Here is a 14,964-nt window from a genome sequence, read left to right as displayed (position 1 = left end):
ATCTGCAACCTGAAGGACGACGGATATAAATAATAATCGTAAAAAGATAGAACACCTCATAGGAGATTTTGTATGTCATCCATTTTAAAAAAAGCGTTGGTAATGTGTGGCGCGGTATTTATCACACTGGCTGGCAATACGGTTAACGCTAAACAAATATCAATCGGCATGTCATTCCAGGAAATGGACAATGCGTATTTCGTTACGATGAAAGAAGCATTAGATCAGGCCGGTAGCGACATCAACGCCAAAATATATGTTTCTGATGCACGTCACGACGTCTCAAAACAAATTAGTGATGTTGAAGATATGCTGCAAAAGAAAATAGATATCCTGCTGATTAACCCGGCAGATTCGGTCGGTGTGGAATCCGCTGTGCAAGCCGCGCACAAAGCTGGCGTAGTGGTCGTCGCCGTTGATGCACAGGCGCAGGGTCCGCTGGACTCGTTTGTCGGTTCCAAAAACTATGATGCAGGTTTCCAGGCCGGTAAATTCCTTGGCGAAAGCCTGCAAGGTAAAGGCAAAGTCGCGATCCTGGACGGTATTCCAGTAGTACCGATTCTGGAGCGCGTTCGTGGCTTTGAAGATGCGATGAAAGCCTTCCCCGGCATTTCTATCGTAAGCAAGCAAAACGGCAAACAAGAGCGTGACACCGCGCTGACCGTGACCGAAAACATGCTGCAAGCCAACCCAGACCTCGTCGGGCTGTTCAGCGTCAATGACGTTGGCGCTCTCGGTGCTTTGGCCGCCATTGATGCCAATGGCGCAGATGTCAAATTGGTCAGTGTCGATGGCCACCCGGAAGCCATCAAAGAGATCATGAAAGACAAGTCCCACTTTATCGCCACTTCTGCACAGTTCCCGCGCGATCAGGTACGTATTGCGCTGGGTATCGCACTGGCGAAGTATTGGGGTGCCACCATTCCTTCAGAAATCCCGGTTGAAATTAAATTGATCACACAGACCAACGCGAAAGGCTTTAGCTGGTAAGTCGATGCTGAGCCGTTGCCAAAAAGCTATGGCAACGGCTTTCGATCCAGGCCCTTACAAATATTCAGTTTCTGTAAGAGCCTCAGCTGACTGATGAGGGAGTTGTCATGACGCCACTATTGCAGTTAAAGCAGATTAAAAAGTCATTTCCCGGTGTAAAAGCGCTGGATGGTATTAATCTCACCGTGAAGAAAGGTGAGATACATGCATTGTTAGGTGAAAATGGCGCGGGCAAATCAACGCTGATGAAAATCCTCTGCGGTATTTATCAGCAGGATAGTGGCGATATTTGTATTGAGGGTGAAAACAAGGTCTTTAATAATTATCGCGAAGCTATTCACGCTGGCGTGGGAATTATTTTCCAGGAATTCTCTCTTATTCCGTATTTGAATGCCGTAGAGAACATTTTCCTCAATCGTGAGATTAAAAATGCCTTTGGCTTGCTGGATCGTCGGGCCATGCGAGCGAAGGCCATCAATATCTTCAAACGCCTGTCCGTTGTTCTTGATATGGATGTGCCCGTTGAACAGTTAAGCGTCGCACAGCAGCAGTTTGTCGAGATCGCCAAGGCGCTTTCCCTGGATGCAAGAATTCTGGTTCTGGATGAACCCACCGCAACCCTGACGCCTGGCGAGGCAGAACACCTGTTCAGCATCATGCGCGATCTGCAGTTATTGGGGGTTGGCATGGTATTCATTTCGCATCATCTGGAGGAAATCTTTCAAATTTGCGACACCATCACGGTCTTGCGTGATGGTGAATATATCGCGACGGTGCCTTCCGCCGATACTGATATAGACCGGCTGGTGGAGATGATGGTGGGCCGGAAAGTAGAGCAGGCTTTCCCGGTCAGGAACTCGCAGCACGATCGTTCTGAGCGCATTTTAGAAGCGACTCTGCAACGCGGTAAAGACCATCCGGAAGACCGCTTCCATTTGCATAAGGGCGAAATCCTGGGTTTTGCCGGGTTAGTCGGTTCAGGGCGTACCGAAACCGTCTGCGCGCTGATCGGCGCACAGCGTTGTTACCGTAAGTCGATAACTTTGCACGGTCAGAAAACCCAGTTACGTGACCCTGCTCATTCGCTAAAGCAGGGCATCGGGCTATTGCCAGAAAGCCGCAAAACCGAAGGTCTGGTTCTGCCCTTCTCTGTCAGCCAGAACATTACCCTCAACCGGCACGAAAAAGTCGCGTCGCTGTTCATTAACAGCAAAAAAGAGCGCGCCATCGTGCAGCGGTTAATTAAATCAGTCGGGGTTAAAACCTCTTCGGCAGAGACTGCGGTCAACACCCTCAGCGGTGGTAATCAGCAGAAAGTGGTGATTGCCCGCTGGCTGAACAACGATTGCAGCATTTTGATCTTTGACGAGCCAACACGCGGGATCGATGTTGGTGCAAAAGCTGAGATTTATCAGCTCATGCACGAACTCACCGAGCGGGGGATCGCCATCATCATGATTTCCTCAGAACTGCCAGAAGTTATCGGCGTATGCGATCGGGTTCTGGTTTTCCGCGATGGGCATATCGTGGCCGAGCTGGACGATCAAGACATTAACTCCAACACCATCATGTTACATGCTACGGGGAACATCTTATGAGCAGTATGGAAAACGCCTCCAGCCCGGCATTGCCCAGCTCTGAGCAACGCAGCTATCTGGAAAGATGTCTGCGCCATCCGGCCTTTTTCCCTTCCTGGGTTTTGTTGCGCTGTTCGTTCTGATGATGTTCATGAATGACAGCTTTTTAACCACCAACAACCTGACCAACGTCGCCCGGCAGGTGTCGATTAACGCCATTATTGCCGTCGGCATGACCTGCGCCATTCTGACTGGCGGGATCGATCTGTCGGTTGGTCCGGTGATGGCATTGTCCGGCACCGTTTCTGCAGGCCTGATGATTGCCGGTATCCCGGTTCCGCTGGCACTGCTCGCCGGCCTGTTGGTCGGTGCTGCGTTTGGTGCCATCAACGGCGCATGTATTGCCTGGGCGCGGATGCCACCGATCATCGTCACCCTTGCCACGATGGGTGTCGCGCGGGGTTTGGCACTGATATATACCGGCGGTTACCCGATTTCCGGGCTGCCGGAGTGGTTCTCCTTCTTTGGTCGCGGCACCGTCGCCGGTATTCAGGTTCCCATTTTGATCATGATTCTGGTCTACATCATCGCCTGGGTGGTCCTGAATCATATGTCTTTTGGCCGCCACGTTTACGCCATCGGTGGTAACGAGGAAGCGGCAAGGCTGAGCGGGATCCGCGTACCGCGTACCAAACTGTTGGTGTATGTCATCAGCGGTGTCACGGCGGCGCTGGCCGGGTTGGTACTGACTTCACGCCTGATGAGCGGCCAGCCAAACGCCGGAGTCGGCTTTGAACTGGATGCGATCGCCGCGGTCGTGCTGGGTGGCGCAGCCATTTCTGGTGGCAAAGGCACCATCATCGGCACGCTGGTCGGAGCCATGATGCTTGGGGTTCTCAATAACGGCCTGAACCTGATGGGAGTTTCCCCTTATGTTCAGAACGTGATCAAGGGCGGGATCATTCTGGTGGCGATCTACATCAGCTCGGGTAAACGCAAATAAGCACTAATGGAGTGTGTCATGGCTTATTTTTTGGGAATTGATATTGGCGGTACGGTGACCAAAGCCGGGCTCTATGCCACCGATGGGCGAGAAATCGGCGTTGAGGAGCTGGATGGCGAGATGCTGTCTTCACAACCCGGCTTCTGTGAACGCGATATGGATGGGTTATGGCAATCCGTGTGCCAGGTGACAAAACGGGTGATTCAATCCTGTGCGGTTCCCCCGCAGAAATCCACGGCGTTAGCTTTTCTTCGCATGGCAAAGGGCTGTACGCCATTGATCGCCAGGGCAAGCCCGTGCGAAACGGTATTATCTCTTCCGATACCCGTGCGCTTTCACTGGTTCAACAGTGGCGCGAACAGGGATTGGACCGGCAGACGTATCAACGAGGTTTGCAGCAGTTGTGGACCGGCCATCCGGTATCGCTACTGCATTGGCTGAAGCAGCATGAGCCCGCGAACTATGACCGGATAGCCGCGGTGCTGATGGTGCATGACTATGTCCGTTTCAGGATGACCGGCGAGATTGCCGCTGAGATAACTAATATCTCCGGCAGTAATCTCTATAACCAGCAAACCGGCAAATACGATCCCTCGCTCATGGCCGATTTCGGCATCCCGGAAGCGGTGGATAAAACCGCGCAAGTGATAGGTTCAAGCGAACAGGCCGGTGTCGTCACCCGCATGGCGGCAGAGGCTACCGGTCTGCTGGCCGGAACGCCAGTTTATGGCGGGTTGTTCGACGTCGTGGCTTCCGCCGTGTGCTCGGGGGTAAGTGATGATAAAACCCTTAGCGCCGTCGCCGGAACCTGGTCGATCGCCACCTGCGTCACTGACCGGGTGATGGCTGCCGAACATCACTATGTCTGGGGCAGCTATTGCATCCCGGGTAAATATTTCGTTCATGAAGGCAGCCCAACATCGGCGGCCAATCTCAGTTGGTTCATGCGCACCTTCTGGGGTAACGATGCCAGCCTTTATCCAAAGTTTGATCAATGGGTCAACAATAAACGCGGCCAGCAGAGCGAGGTGGTGTTCCTGCCTTATCTGTTCGGTTCCAATTTAAGCCTGAACCTGAATGGCAGCCTGATCGGTATGCGTAGCCACCACGGTATGCCCGATGTCGTGAACGCTATTTATCAGGGCATCGTGTTCTCCCATCTGCTGCACCAGGATCGCGTCCTGCAGCTCAACCCCAATGTTGAACGCATTCGCATCACTGGTGGCCCAACACATTCGCTCGCCTGGATGCAGATGTTCGCTGACGCCGGCAATCTTCCGCTGGAAGTGGTGGATATTCAGCAGTGTGGCTGCCGGGCAGCGGCGCTGTGCGCTGCCGTGGGGGCGGGCTATTACGCCAACTTCTCCGAAGCCATGGCCGCCACGCAACCGGCGGTACGTACCTTCGTTCCCCAACAGGCGTCCCATCAGAATCTGCGCCAGCAGATGACTCGTTATCTCCATGTGGCAGAAGCACTGAGTGAGGTTGAATATGCTGAGTAATGAACTCCAACACTACCCATCACCGATCTCCTTGGGTGTCTATGAAAAAGCGTTACCTGCCGATATGGATTGGGCGCAGCGCCTGGAGACTGCTCGGGAACTGGGTTTTGACTTTGTCGAAATCTCCATTGACGAGCAACCGACACGGCAGGCCCGCCTGGACTGGAGTTTACAAGAACGTAGCGATTTTAACTCCGCCAGGTTGATGAGCGGCATCCCGGTTCCCAGCATGTGTCTGTCGGCACACCGTAGCGCACCGTTTGGCAGTCGTGATATCAAAACCCGTGAGCGCGCCTACCAGCTAATGGAAAAAGCACTGTCTTTAGCCGTGGATCTCGGCATTCGTAACATCCAGCTTGCCGGGTATGACGTCTATTACGAACCCGCAGATCGCGGAACGCGCCAACGTTTTGTCGATGGTCTGCAATGGGCGGTCGAGCGTGCGGCTCAGGCGCAGGTCATGTTGTCGGTAGAAATTATGGATACGACGTTTATCAACAGCATCAGCAAATGGCTGGAGTTTGATGAACTGATCCAAAGCCCGTGGTTCACCATCTATCCGGATCTCGGCAACCTGACCGCATGGGGCAATAACGTCGCTTCTGAGCTGACCAAAGGGATTGATAAAATCACTGCCATTCATCTGAAAGACACCATACCCGTGCTGCCGGGCACCTGCGGCAAGTTCCGCGATGTTCCCTTTGGGGACGGCTGCGTTGATTTTGTGCATGCTTTCGAAGTGTTGAGTGCACTGAACTATCGCGGCCCGTATCTGATGGAGATGTGGGCGCAGGGCCAGGAAGACGACATCGCCAGGGTGCGAAACGCCAAAGCCTGGATTGAGAACAAGATGCGTGAAGGAGGGCTGGAGATATGAATGCGAAAATCAGCAGAACGTTGAAAGAACAGGTCCTGGAAGCCAATCTTAGCCTGCCCGGTTATGGACTGGTGACATTTACCTGGGGCAATGTGTCAGCGATTGATCGTGAACTTGGGTTGGTGGTGATCAAACCTTCTGGTGTCGATTATGCACAAATGACGCTGGACGATCTGGTGGTGGTCGACTTGGCTGGCAAAGTGTGTGAAGGCCATCGCAAACCCTCTTCTGATACCGCAACGCATCTGGCGTTATACCATCATTTTCCTGAGGTAGGGGCTATCGTGCATACCCACAGCCGCAACGCCACGATCTGGGCACAGGCCGGGCGCGATATTCCGGCATTGGGTACAACGCATGCGGATTATTTCTACGGTGCTATCCCCTGTACCCGACCCATGAATACCGACGAAATCAAGGGTGAATATGAACACCAAACCGGTGAGTTAATCGCACAAACCTTTAAGGATCGCCAATGCCCATCAACCAGCGTGCCGGGGGTACTGGTTTATTCTCACGGGCCTTTCGCCTGGGGGAAAAACGCCAGTGAAGCGGTGCACAACGCCGTGGTATTGGAAGAAGTGGCGGCGATGGCGCTGGCAACCTGCCAGTTGAACCCGCAGATTTCATCCATGCAGCAAGTGCTGCTGGATAAACATTTTCTGCGTAAACACGGCAAAAACGCCTATTACGGCCAATAAGCGGCCCCTGGCGCAGGTCGGGTAGATTAATACCCGATCTGCGTGACAAGCGTTATTCCCCCTTTTACCCGTCACCAACTCACCCGCAACATATTCACGCCGTGGTTCAGCGCCACTTTTAGCAGACTCAATAGCATGAAACAGAATATCTGCAGCTTTCTCGCCCAATAAGACCGTATCATGATAAACACCGGGAATTTGTTGGCCATATGCCGCAGCGTAAGGAGGATTATCCACAGAAAAGAATTTTATCTGGTCATAAATACCAAGCTGGTGGCAGATAGATATGGCCCCAAGGGTAATAATGCCATTTAACCCAACAATATATTGTGGTAACGAGCCTTCAGTTTTCAATAGCGTTTTTAACTGTTGGTCCTGCGAATTAAAAGTATAATCGCCATAGATAGCCTGGACTTTTTTATTATTACCGATCAGCGCGCCCATAATACCTGCGGTACGATCTTTAGTAATTTCCGAATCCTCTGGCCCGCCAATAATGAGTAATCGCTCTTCAGGTTGGTCTGCCAGATAACGCCCTGCCCGCACCCCAATCTCAATATTATTGAGAAAAACACCGCTAAGGTTCTTTCTATAAATATCCCTATCAATCAATACAATAGGTATTTTATAAGCGTCCGCTAAGTTGAGATAATCAGGGCAATAGTCTTTGTCGTCGCGCACCGCAGAGAGCAAAATCCCTCTCGCCTGATAGCTGAACAGTGACTGAATCGCCTGGTTTTCCACGGATTCACTGCCGTCAGAATCGAAAAGCATAATCTGATAACCTTTGTTGCGGGCAATACGTGAAACCGTTTGGATAAGGCTGGAATAAAAAGGGTTATAAATGCTGCTGGTGACGACGCCAATTATCTGGCTGCTGTTATTTTTCAACCCTTGAGCAAATGCATTCGGGACATAATTCAGCTCCTTGGCGATCGCCAAGATCTTCTCTCTGGTTTCTGGCTTGACCAGATGGGGTTTATTAAATGCTCGTGATACCGTTATATTTGTCACATTAGCGCGCTGTGCGATATCAATAATTGTCGAATTACTGTTTCCTTTTGCCACCGGGTCGCCTCTGAGGTCAAATAGTGGAGCTGATTTTCTATTGTAAATAAGACAGCAATGCCTTGCCACTCTTATATATTCCCTATGGCCTACAGAGTCTGCGCATTGATGTGTGAGCTGACATAATCCAGAAAACAGGTAATCCGCGCAGCCAGTTGAGTATTGCGGTAATACACGGCATTGATCGGCTGGCGTACATCCAGCGTTTCCTGCTCCAGCACCTGAACCAGTCGCCCTTGCCGCCGATCTTCCTGCGTCATAAAGTCCGCCAGTTGAACAATCCCCTCCCCGCGTAACGCCAGTTGCCGCAGCGTTTCACCGCTGGAGGCCGATAATGTCGGGGTAATAGCGAAATGCTCGGCAAGATGATGGCGCAGCGGCCACAGATTGAGCGATTCAGGCTGGGTAAACCCCAGAAGGCTGTGCTGATTCAGCTCTTCAACGCTGCGCGGGGCGCCAGAGCGGGCAATATAGTCCGGGCTGGCGAGAATGCGTAAACGGCTGGATCCCAGCAGGCGCGCATGGATGGTGGAATCTCGCAGAGCACCGATACGGATGGCGATATCGGTACGTTTTTCCAGCAGATCGATAATCAGGTTATCGGTATTGAGTTCCAGCTCAATTTGCGGAAAACGTTGGCGGAAACCCGCGACCAACGGCACGATAACGTGCTCCATAAAGGGCGCGGCGGCGTTGACCCGCAGCCTCCCTGCCGGGCTCATACGGCGCAGTGCCATCTGCTCTTCGGCATGCTCCACCGCGTTGATAATTTCCCGGGCGTGGGCCAAAAACTCTTCCCTTCTTCGGTCAACTCCAACCGGCGCGTGGTGCGGCGCAATAAGGTGGTGTCGAGCTTCTTTTCCAGGCGGCTGAGCGCACGGCTGATGCCAGAGGTGGTTTGGCCGAGCTGTTCGGCAGCGGCGGTAATTGAGCCGCTGTCGACTACCGAGGTATAGGCCAGCAATTCTTCGAGGGTGATTTTCATGCGGCGCGCCTAAGAGGGATGGCACAGGTTAAAACTAGGGGCCGCAGTTCCGGCCCCCACGGGTATCAGGCTGAAAGCTCAGCCGTATCGCCTTTATCTTGCAACCAGTTGCGGCGGTCTTCCGAACGCTTCTTCGCCAACAGCATGTCCATGATGGCCATGGTTTGATCGGTATTCTCGTCGTCTATAGTCAATTGCACCAAGCGGCGGGTATTAGGATCGAGCGTGGTTTCACGCAGTTGCAACGGGTTCATCTCACCCAGCCCTTTAAAGCGCTGGACGTTCGGTTTGCCTTTCTTGCGTTTCAACTGCTCCAGCACACCGGCTTTCTCTTCCTCGTCGAGGGCGTAAAAGACCTCTTTGCCCAGGTCGATGCGGTACAGCGGTGGCATCGCAACATGAACGTGCCCCCTTTACCAGCGTGCGGAAGTGGCGTACAAACAGCGCGCACAGCAGCGTCGCAATGTGCAGACCATCGGAGTCCGCATCCGCCAAGATACAGATTTTACCATAGCGCAACTGGCTCAGATCTTCGCTGTCCGGGTCAATGCCGATCGCCACAGAGATGTCATGCACCTCCTGAGAGGCCAGCACTTCATCGGACGAAACCTCCCAGGTGTTAAGGATCTTACCTTTCAGCGGCATGATCGCCTGATATTCACGATCGCGCGCCTGCTTGGCCGAACCGCCTGCCGAATCCCCTTCCACCAGGAACAATTCGGTCATGCTCAGATCCTGTGAGGTGCAGTCCGCCAGTTTGCCTGGCAGTGCAGGCCCGCTGGTCAGTTTTTTACGCACCACTTTCTTCGCCGCACGCAGACGGCGCTGGGCGCTGGAGATGGCCAACTCAGCCAGTTGTTCCGCCGCCTGAACGTTCTGGTTCAGCCACAGGCTGAAGGCATCTTTCACTACGCCAGAGACAAACGCCGCGCACTGGCGGGAGGAGAGACGTTCTTTAGTCTGCCCGGCAAATTGCGGATCCTGCATTTTTACCGATAGCACGTAGGCACAGCGATCCCAGATATCTTCTGCAGAAAGCTTCACCCCACGCGGCAGGATATTGCGGAATTCACAGAACTCACGCATCGCATCCAGCAAACCTTGGCGCAGACCGTTGACATGAGTACCGCCCTGCATGGTCGGGATGAGGTTAACGTAACTTTCGGTCAGCAGTTCGCCACCTTCCGGCAGCCACAGTAACGCCCAATCCACCGCTTCGGTATCACCCGCGAAATTACCCACAAACGCCTTCTCCGGCAGGGTAATGAGGCCGTTCACCGCTTCCATCAGGTAATCGGTAAGGCCGTCCAGATAACACCAGCGCTGCTCGGTGTTATTTACCTTGTCGATAAAATAGATTTCAACGCCTGGGCACAGCACCGCCTTGGCTTTCAGCAGGTGAGACAGGCGGGAAACCGAGAAGCGCGGGCTGTCAAAGAACTGCTCGTCCGGCCAGAAGTGGACACTGGTGCCGGTATTGCGCTTGCCGCAGGTGCCAGTGATAGCCAGTTCCTGCACTTTATCGCCGTTTTCAAACGCGATGCTGTATACGTTGCCATCACGGCGAACGTTTACCTCAACCCGCTTCGACAGGGCGTTGACCACTGAGATCCCTACGCCGTGCAAGCCGCCGGAGAACTGGTAGTTTTTATTGGAGAACTTGCCCCCCGCATGCAGACGGCAAAGGATCAGTTCCACCGCGGGCACGCCTTCTTCCGGGTGGATATCCACCGGCATGCCACGGCCATCATCAATCACTTCCAGGGACTGATCGACGTGCAGGATCACATCGATACGCTTGGCATGGCCTGCCAACGCTTCATCGACGCTGTTATCAATCACCTCTTGGCCGAGGTGGTTCGGACGCGTCGTGTCGGTATACATACCTGGACGACGGCGCACTGGTTCTAGACCGCTGAGTACTTCAATGGCATCAGCGTTATAGCTGGATTGAGTCATCGTTGATTATTTTTTCGTGGTTGAGGGAAGGTACCGTATATCCGCGCAACTGAAGGTTGCAGCGGTGTCATAGCCCTAAAAAATCCACAATCTGCGGGAAGTAGTGCTCGAAGCCGACGAAAGCGTGGTTTCCCCCGACTCCACCGTTTGCCGGCAGGCGGTGTAATAAGCCACGGCCTGCCCGTAATCGAGAACTTCATCGCCCGTTTGTTGCAGCAGCCAGATTAAATCAGGCGACTCCAAGGGATCGATCTGCATCACTTTCAGATCATAAACGTGGCGTGACTCTAACACATATTGCTGCCCGGTGTAGGGGTTCTCGTTGTGGCCAAGATAGTCTATCAACAGTTCAAATGGCTTTACCGCAGGGTTTACCACTACCGCTGGCAGAGAAAAGCACTGCGATAACCAGGTTGCATAATACCCACCCAAAGAGGAGCCGACGATACCCATTGTCTGACCCGCTCTCGCCATCACGAGTTCCTCCAGCATTTCTGCCGCCTGCTCCGGATAAGGCGGTAACTGGGGTACCAACATATCGAGATCAGGATGATGCTCGGCCAGCCACGCCTTAAAAGCGGTTGCCTTGGCCGAGAGTGGTGAACTGTTAAAACCATGCAGATAAAGTAGTGTTGAAGGCATCAGTAACCGTCCGAGTCCATATCGGGGCGGAAATTATCGTTCTCCAACCGGCACACCTGGGTTTCCACCCGGCCATCCGGCAGCAGGTCCAGATAGCGCCAGCCAGGGGAGACGTCATCAATAGTAAAATTAGTACAATGCGGTTTGAATTGCACACAGGTAGATGGCGAGGCCAACAACCGACGCCCATGCCAGTCCAGATCCAGTTCCTGATGGATATGCCCACACAGCAGGGTATTCACTTTCGGGTAACGTAGCAGAATGGCCGCCAGCATATGCGGGTTGCGCAGGCTGTGTTGATCTAGCCAGGTACAGCCGGAAGGCAACGGATGGTGGTGCAGTAACAGCAGCGTAAAGCGCTCTGGGTGCGCCTGCAGGCAGCGTTCCATCCACTCCAGTTGATAGTCGCTCAGCTCACCGTGCGGCACACCAAAGACCTGGCTGTCCAACAACAGGATCTGCCAGTTATCCCCCAGCAGAACCTGCTTTGAAGGCGAGATCCCGGCAGCGGCTAACGCGTCCACCATCGCAGGCTGAAAATCGTGATTGCCGGGCAGCCACACACAGGGCGCAGGCAGACGGGTAATCCCTTCTGCAAAGTGCCGGTAAGCCGCCTGTGAATGATCCTGCGCCAGATCGCCGGTCGCCACAATCAAATCGTATTCACGCGGCTGCGCGATGACCGCATCCAGCACCGCGTGATAGCTGGAATAGGTATTAATGCCGAGCAAGGTTTCGTTGTTGCCAGCAAAAAGGTGGGTATCTGTTATTTGTAAGATCCTGACCTTGGCCCCACCAGCCACGGGCAGTCTAAACAGGCTTTCCAAATGGTGTCCTTTGTTATTTCAGTCTTTTAACAAACCGGAACCGCCATCGCTCCATGCGCCAAACAGTAGCGCAACCAATCAGCAAGAAACTGGTTAATTTGATGCTTTTCGTCACGTTGATGCAACTTTTTGTTCGGATAATCATAACGCGCTTTAAACCGATAGATCTGCTGACTGGAACACACTTCCGCAACCATCGCATCATGATACAGCCGCACCGTCATCGCAGGCAGGCTCCAGTAACTGACCGCGGGCGCAGTCTGCTCAATCTGTACCAACGAGGTATAACGTGTGGATTCAATTATCGTCAGACGATAATGGGCGCTATTCACTTGATAAGTTATGGTTTCATCAACTTCATCGTTTCGCGGCAGCAAACGCCGTAATTGCGCGAAGTTGGTTTCACACAACCTCATCATTTCTGGAAAATCTGGCGTATAGCGCTTTTGCATTTAGTTGACCCATTCTGCTTTGAGCGATTCATGGTGCAACGCCAGCCACTGCAATGCAATCACTGATGCGGCGTTATCAATCGCGCCCTCTTCAACCCAGCGGCAAGCCTGTTCACGGCTAACCACGTGGACACGGATATCTTCATTCTCTTCAGGCAACCCGTGGATCCCCTCAGCCGTCAGGGCATCAACCTCGCCAACCATAATCGACAGGCGCTCGCTGGTGCCGCCAGGGCTGGCCAGATAACTCAGCACCGGCTTGCAACGCCCCACCACCACGCCAGCTTCTTCCAATGCCTCGCGGCGGCAAACATCCTCAACGCTTTCTCCAGTTTCGATCATCCCCGCCACCATTTCCAGCAACCAGGGGGAAGTTGAGGTATCGATCGCGGCGATCCGCAGTTGTTCAATCAGCACCACTTCATCTCTTAGCGGATCATAGGGTAACAATACCGCCGCGTGACCGCGCTCAAAAATCTCGCGTTTTACCTCCTCACTCATCTCACCATTGAACAGGCGATGACGGAAGCGATATAAATTGAGTGAAAAAAACCACGGTATAGCGTCTCCCGTGCAATAATTTCTACATCATTTTCGTCGAGAGTAACGGGCGAAGGTTGCGATGAGGTCATCGGCTAAATTCTCCTGTGTTATATAATTATGCCGGTAAGATTAACGGTTTTGATGACAGAAACGGCAGGGTTATCTTCCCCAGCTTTGTGTTAGATTGTGAACCATGATATCAGGTGGCGCCGATGCAAACAGTCAAGTGTAAGTCAACGTAGCGTCCAGTAAGGTAAAAGTTCTGTGAGATGGCACATTAAGCCACCTTGAGCGATCGGCAGACTCTGCTAGAATCGGCAACTATTCGTCTATCGTCAGCGCTAACATAGCAATATTGCTGCACAACAAGGAATGCAAATGAAGAAACTGCTCCCCCTTCTTATCGGACTGAGCCTGGGCGGCTTCAGTACCATGAGCCAGGCAGAGAACCTGTTGCAGGTTTACAAACAGGCAAGGGAAAGTAACCCGGATCTGCGTAAAACAGCTGCTGACCGTGATGCGGCCTACGAAAAAATTAACGAAGCGCGCAGCCCTTTACTGCCACAGCTTGGCTTATCTGCCGGTTATACCTATGGTAATGGCTTCCGCGATGCTAATGGTCTCAACAGCAATACCACCCAAGGCTCATTGGGGCTGACCCAGACCATCTTTGATATGTCTAAATGGCGTGCATTGACGCTGCAGGAAAAGGCCGCCGGCATTACCGATGTAACTTTTCAGACTTCATCCCAGCAGTTGATCCTTGATACCGCAACCGCTTATTTCAACGTATTACAGGCTATTGATGCGCTGTCATACACCCAGGCAAATAAACAGGCCGTTTACCGCACCTTGGATCAAACCACCCAACGCTTTAACGTGGGCCTGGTAGCCATTACCGACGTGCAGAACGCCCGTGCCAACTACGATACCGTGCTGGCCAACGAAGTGACCGCACGTAACAATCTGGATAACGCAGTGGAAGTGTTACGCCAAATTACCGGCACCTTCTACCCGGAACTGGCTTCGCTGAATACCGACAAATTCAGTACCAAGCGCCCGGACGCCGTTAACAGCCTGCTGAAAGAGGCGGAAAGCCGCAACCTGAGCCTGTTGTCTGCCCGCTTAAGCCAGGATCTGGCCCGTGAGCAGATCAAATCGGCGCAAACTGGCTATATGCCAACGGTCGATCTGAACGCCTCTACCGGGATCACAAATTCCAAATACAGTGGATCCAGAGCCAATATCGCCGGTGGCGGGGGTGGGAACGACTCCATTAATGGTCAGAACCAGGTTGGCGTCACCTTTAACCTGCCAATTTACAGCGGCGGCGCAACCAACTCCCAGGTGCAACAGGCGCAGTACAACTTCGTCGGTGCCAGTGAGCAACTGGAAAGCGCGCACCGCAGCGTAGTTCAAACGGTACGTTCCTCTTTCAACAACGTTTCTGCCTCTATCAGCAGCATCAGCGCTTACAAACAGGCGGTGGTTTCTGCCCAGAGCTCTCTGGATGCAACAGAAGCCGGCTATGAAGTGGGTACGCGTACCATCGTTGATGTGTTGGATGCCACCACCACGCTGTATAACGCCAAGCAGCAGCTTTCTAATGCACGTTACTCTTATCTGATTAACCAGTTGAACATCAAATCGGCGCTCGGCACGCTGAACGAAAACGATCTGATGATGCTGAACGGGACGTTGGGCAAACCCATCTCAACCGCACCCGACGTGGTGGCACCACCCACATCGGCGCAAGATGCGTATGTTGATGGTTCCAGCACCACCCGGCCAGCAACCAGCAACTGATCTCTCCGCTTGCCCTGATCACACGGAGCCTG

General features: G+C 53.1%; 8 protein-coding genes and 7 pseudogenes. 8 read left to right on the top strand and 7 right to left on the bottom strand.

The annotated features are described in order from the left end of the window. The first annotated feature begins 72 nt into the window (after positions 1–72). The 7 genes and pseudogenes from ACQ86O_RS09290 (at position 73) to araD (ending at position 6,650) form a co-directional block, all read left to right on the top strand. Positions 73–990, top strand: a complete 918-nt coding sequence (locus ACQ86O_RS09290; RefSeq protein WP_431224985.1) for a substrate-binding domain-containing protein — start codon at positions 73–75, stop codon at positions 988–990. Positions 991–1,097: 107 nt separating this feature from the next. Further along, a complete protein-coding gene (locus ACQ86O_RS09285) occupies positions 1,098–2,588 on the top strand; it encodes a sugar ABC transporter ATP-binding protein (protein WP_431224984.1) in 1,491 nt (496 codons plus the stop codon). 5 nt (positions 2,589–2,593) lie between these two features. Then, positions 2,594–3,570 (top strand): annotated as a pseudogene (locus ACQ86O_RS09280) (ABC transporter permease). A 6-nt stretch (positions 3,571–3,576) separates the two neighbouring features. Continuing rightward, positions 3,577–4,274: pseudogene (locus ACQ86O_RS09275) on the top strand (FGGY family carbohydrate kinase); the annotation flags it as partial. Beyond that, positions 4,254–5,072: an FGGY-family carbohydrate kinase gene (locus ACQ86O_RS09270; protein WP_431225689.1), complete on the top strand. Its 819-nt coding sequence runs from the start codon at positions 4,254–4,256 to the stop codon at positions 5,070–5,072. The pseudogene ACQ86O_RS09275 and the gene ACQ86O_RS09270, both read left to right, overlap by 21 nt. Beyond that, complete coding sequence (locus ACQ86O_RS09265) at positions 5,062–5,949, top strand: L-ribulose-5-phosphate 3-epimerase (RefSeq protein ID WP_431224983.1); 888 nt, start codon at positions 5,062–5,064, stop codon at positions 5,947–5,949. Before ACQ86O_RS09270 ends, ACQ86O_RS09265 begins: the two co-directional genes overlap by 11 nt. Beyond that, the gene (gene araD, locus ACQ86O_RS09260) at positions 5,946–6,650 is read left to right on the top strand and encodes an L-ribulose-5-phosphate 4-epimerase (protein WP_431224982.1); all 705 of its coding nucleotides are present in this window, start codon (positions 5,946–5,948) and stop codon (positions 6,648–6,650) included. The genes ACQ86O_RS09265 and araD overlap by 4 nt, the downstream gene beginning before the upstream one ends. A gap of 69 nt (positions 6,651–6,719) precedes the next feature. On the opposite strand, the pseudogene ACQ86O_RS09255 reads toward araD, so the two are convergent. The 7 genes and pseudogenes from ACQ86O_RS09255 to nudF all read right to left on the bottom strand — a co-directional run. Beyond that, positions 6,720–7,718: pseudogene (locus tag ACQ86O_RS09255) on the bottom strand (LacI family DNA-binding transcriptional regulator); the annotation flags it as partial. Positions 7,719–7,807: 89 nt separating this feature from the next. Next, positions 7,808–8,703, bottom strand: a pseudogene (locus tag ACQ86O_RS09250) (LysR substrate-binding domain-containing protein). A 65-nt stretch (positions 8,704–8,768) separates the two neighbouring features. Continuing rightward, positions 8,769–10,662 (bottom strand): annotated as a pseudogene (gene parE, locus ACQ86O_RS09245) (DNA topoisomerase IV subunit B). Between the two features lie 67 nt (positions 10,663–10,729). Continuing rightward, positions 10,730–11,304: pseudogene (gene yqiA / locus ACQ86O_RS09240) on the bottom strand (esterase YqiA). Next, positions 11,304–12,131 carry a 3',5'-cyclic-AMP phosphodiesterase gene (gene cpdA / locus ACQ86O_RS09235; RefSeq protein ID WP_431224981.1) on the bottom strand — a complete coding sequence of 276 codons (828 nt, stop codon included), beginning with the start codon at positions 12,129–12,131 and terminating at the stop codon, positions 11,304–11,306. The pseudogene yqiA and the gene cpdA overlap by 1 nt, the downstream one beginning before the upstream one ends. Positions 12,132–12,157: 26 nt before the next feature. After that, the gene (locus tag ACQ86O_RS09230; RefSeq protein WP_431224980.1) at positions 12,158–12,583 is read right to left on the bottom strand and encodes a DUF1249 family protein; all 426 of its coding nucleotides are present in this window, start codon (positions 12,581–12,583) and stop codon (positions 12,158–12,160) included. Beyond that, positions 12,584–13,215, bottom strand: a pseudogene (nudF, locus tag ACQ86O_RS09225) (ADP-ribose diphosphatase). Positions 13,216–13,504: 289 nt separating this feature from the next. Between nudF and tolC the strand changes: the two are divergent. Beyond that, entirely contained in the window at positions 13,505–14,932 is a 1,428-nt protein-coding gene (tolC, locus tag ACQ86O_RS09220; protein WP_431224979.1) for an outer membrane channel protein TolC, read from the top strand. The last annotated feature ends 32 nt before the right edge of the window (positions 14,933–14,964 follow it).

Origin of the sequence: Serratia sp. L9, assembly GCF_050632285.1 — a bacterium.
Lineage (GTDB): Bacteria > Pseudomonadota > Gammaproteobacteria > Enterobacterales > Enterobacteriaceae > Chania.
The sequence above is the reverse complement of the archived record's forward strand: the minus strand, read 5'-3'. Positions and strand labels throughout refer to the sequence as shown.

Excerpts from the sequence above, each read along its gene's own strand:
- tolC (WP_431224979.1), top strand. The coding sequence starts at position 13,505 with ATGAAGAAACTGCTCCCCCTTCTTATCGGACTGAGCCTGGGCGGCTTC.
- araD (WP_431224982.1), top strand. The coding sequence starts at position 5,946 with ATGAATGCGAAAATCAGCAGAACGTTGAAAGAACAGGTCCTGGAAGCC.
- ACQ86O_RS09270 (WP_431225689.1), top strand. The coding sequence starts at position 4,254 with ATGGCGGCAGAGGCTACCGGTCTGCTGGCCGGAACGCCAGTTTATGGC.
- ACQ86O_RS09265 (WP_431224983.1), top strand. The coding sequence starts at position 5,062 with ATGCTGAGTAATGAACTCCAACACTACCCATCACCGATCTCCTTGGGT.
- ACQ86O_RS09230 (WP_431224980.1), bottom strand. The coding sequence starts at position 12,583 with ATGCAAAAGCGCTATACGCCAGATTTTCCAGAAATGATGAGGTTGTGT.
- ACQ86O_RS09285 (WP_431224984.1), top strand. The coding sequence starts at position 1,098 with ATGACGCCACTATTGCAGTTAAAGCAGATTAAAAAGTCATTTCCCGGT.
- ACQ86O_RS09290 (WP_431224985.1), top strand. The coding sequence starts at position 73 with ATGTCATCCATTTTAAAAAAAGCGTTGGTAATGTGTGGCGCGGTATTT.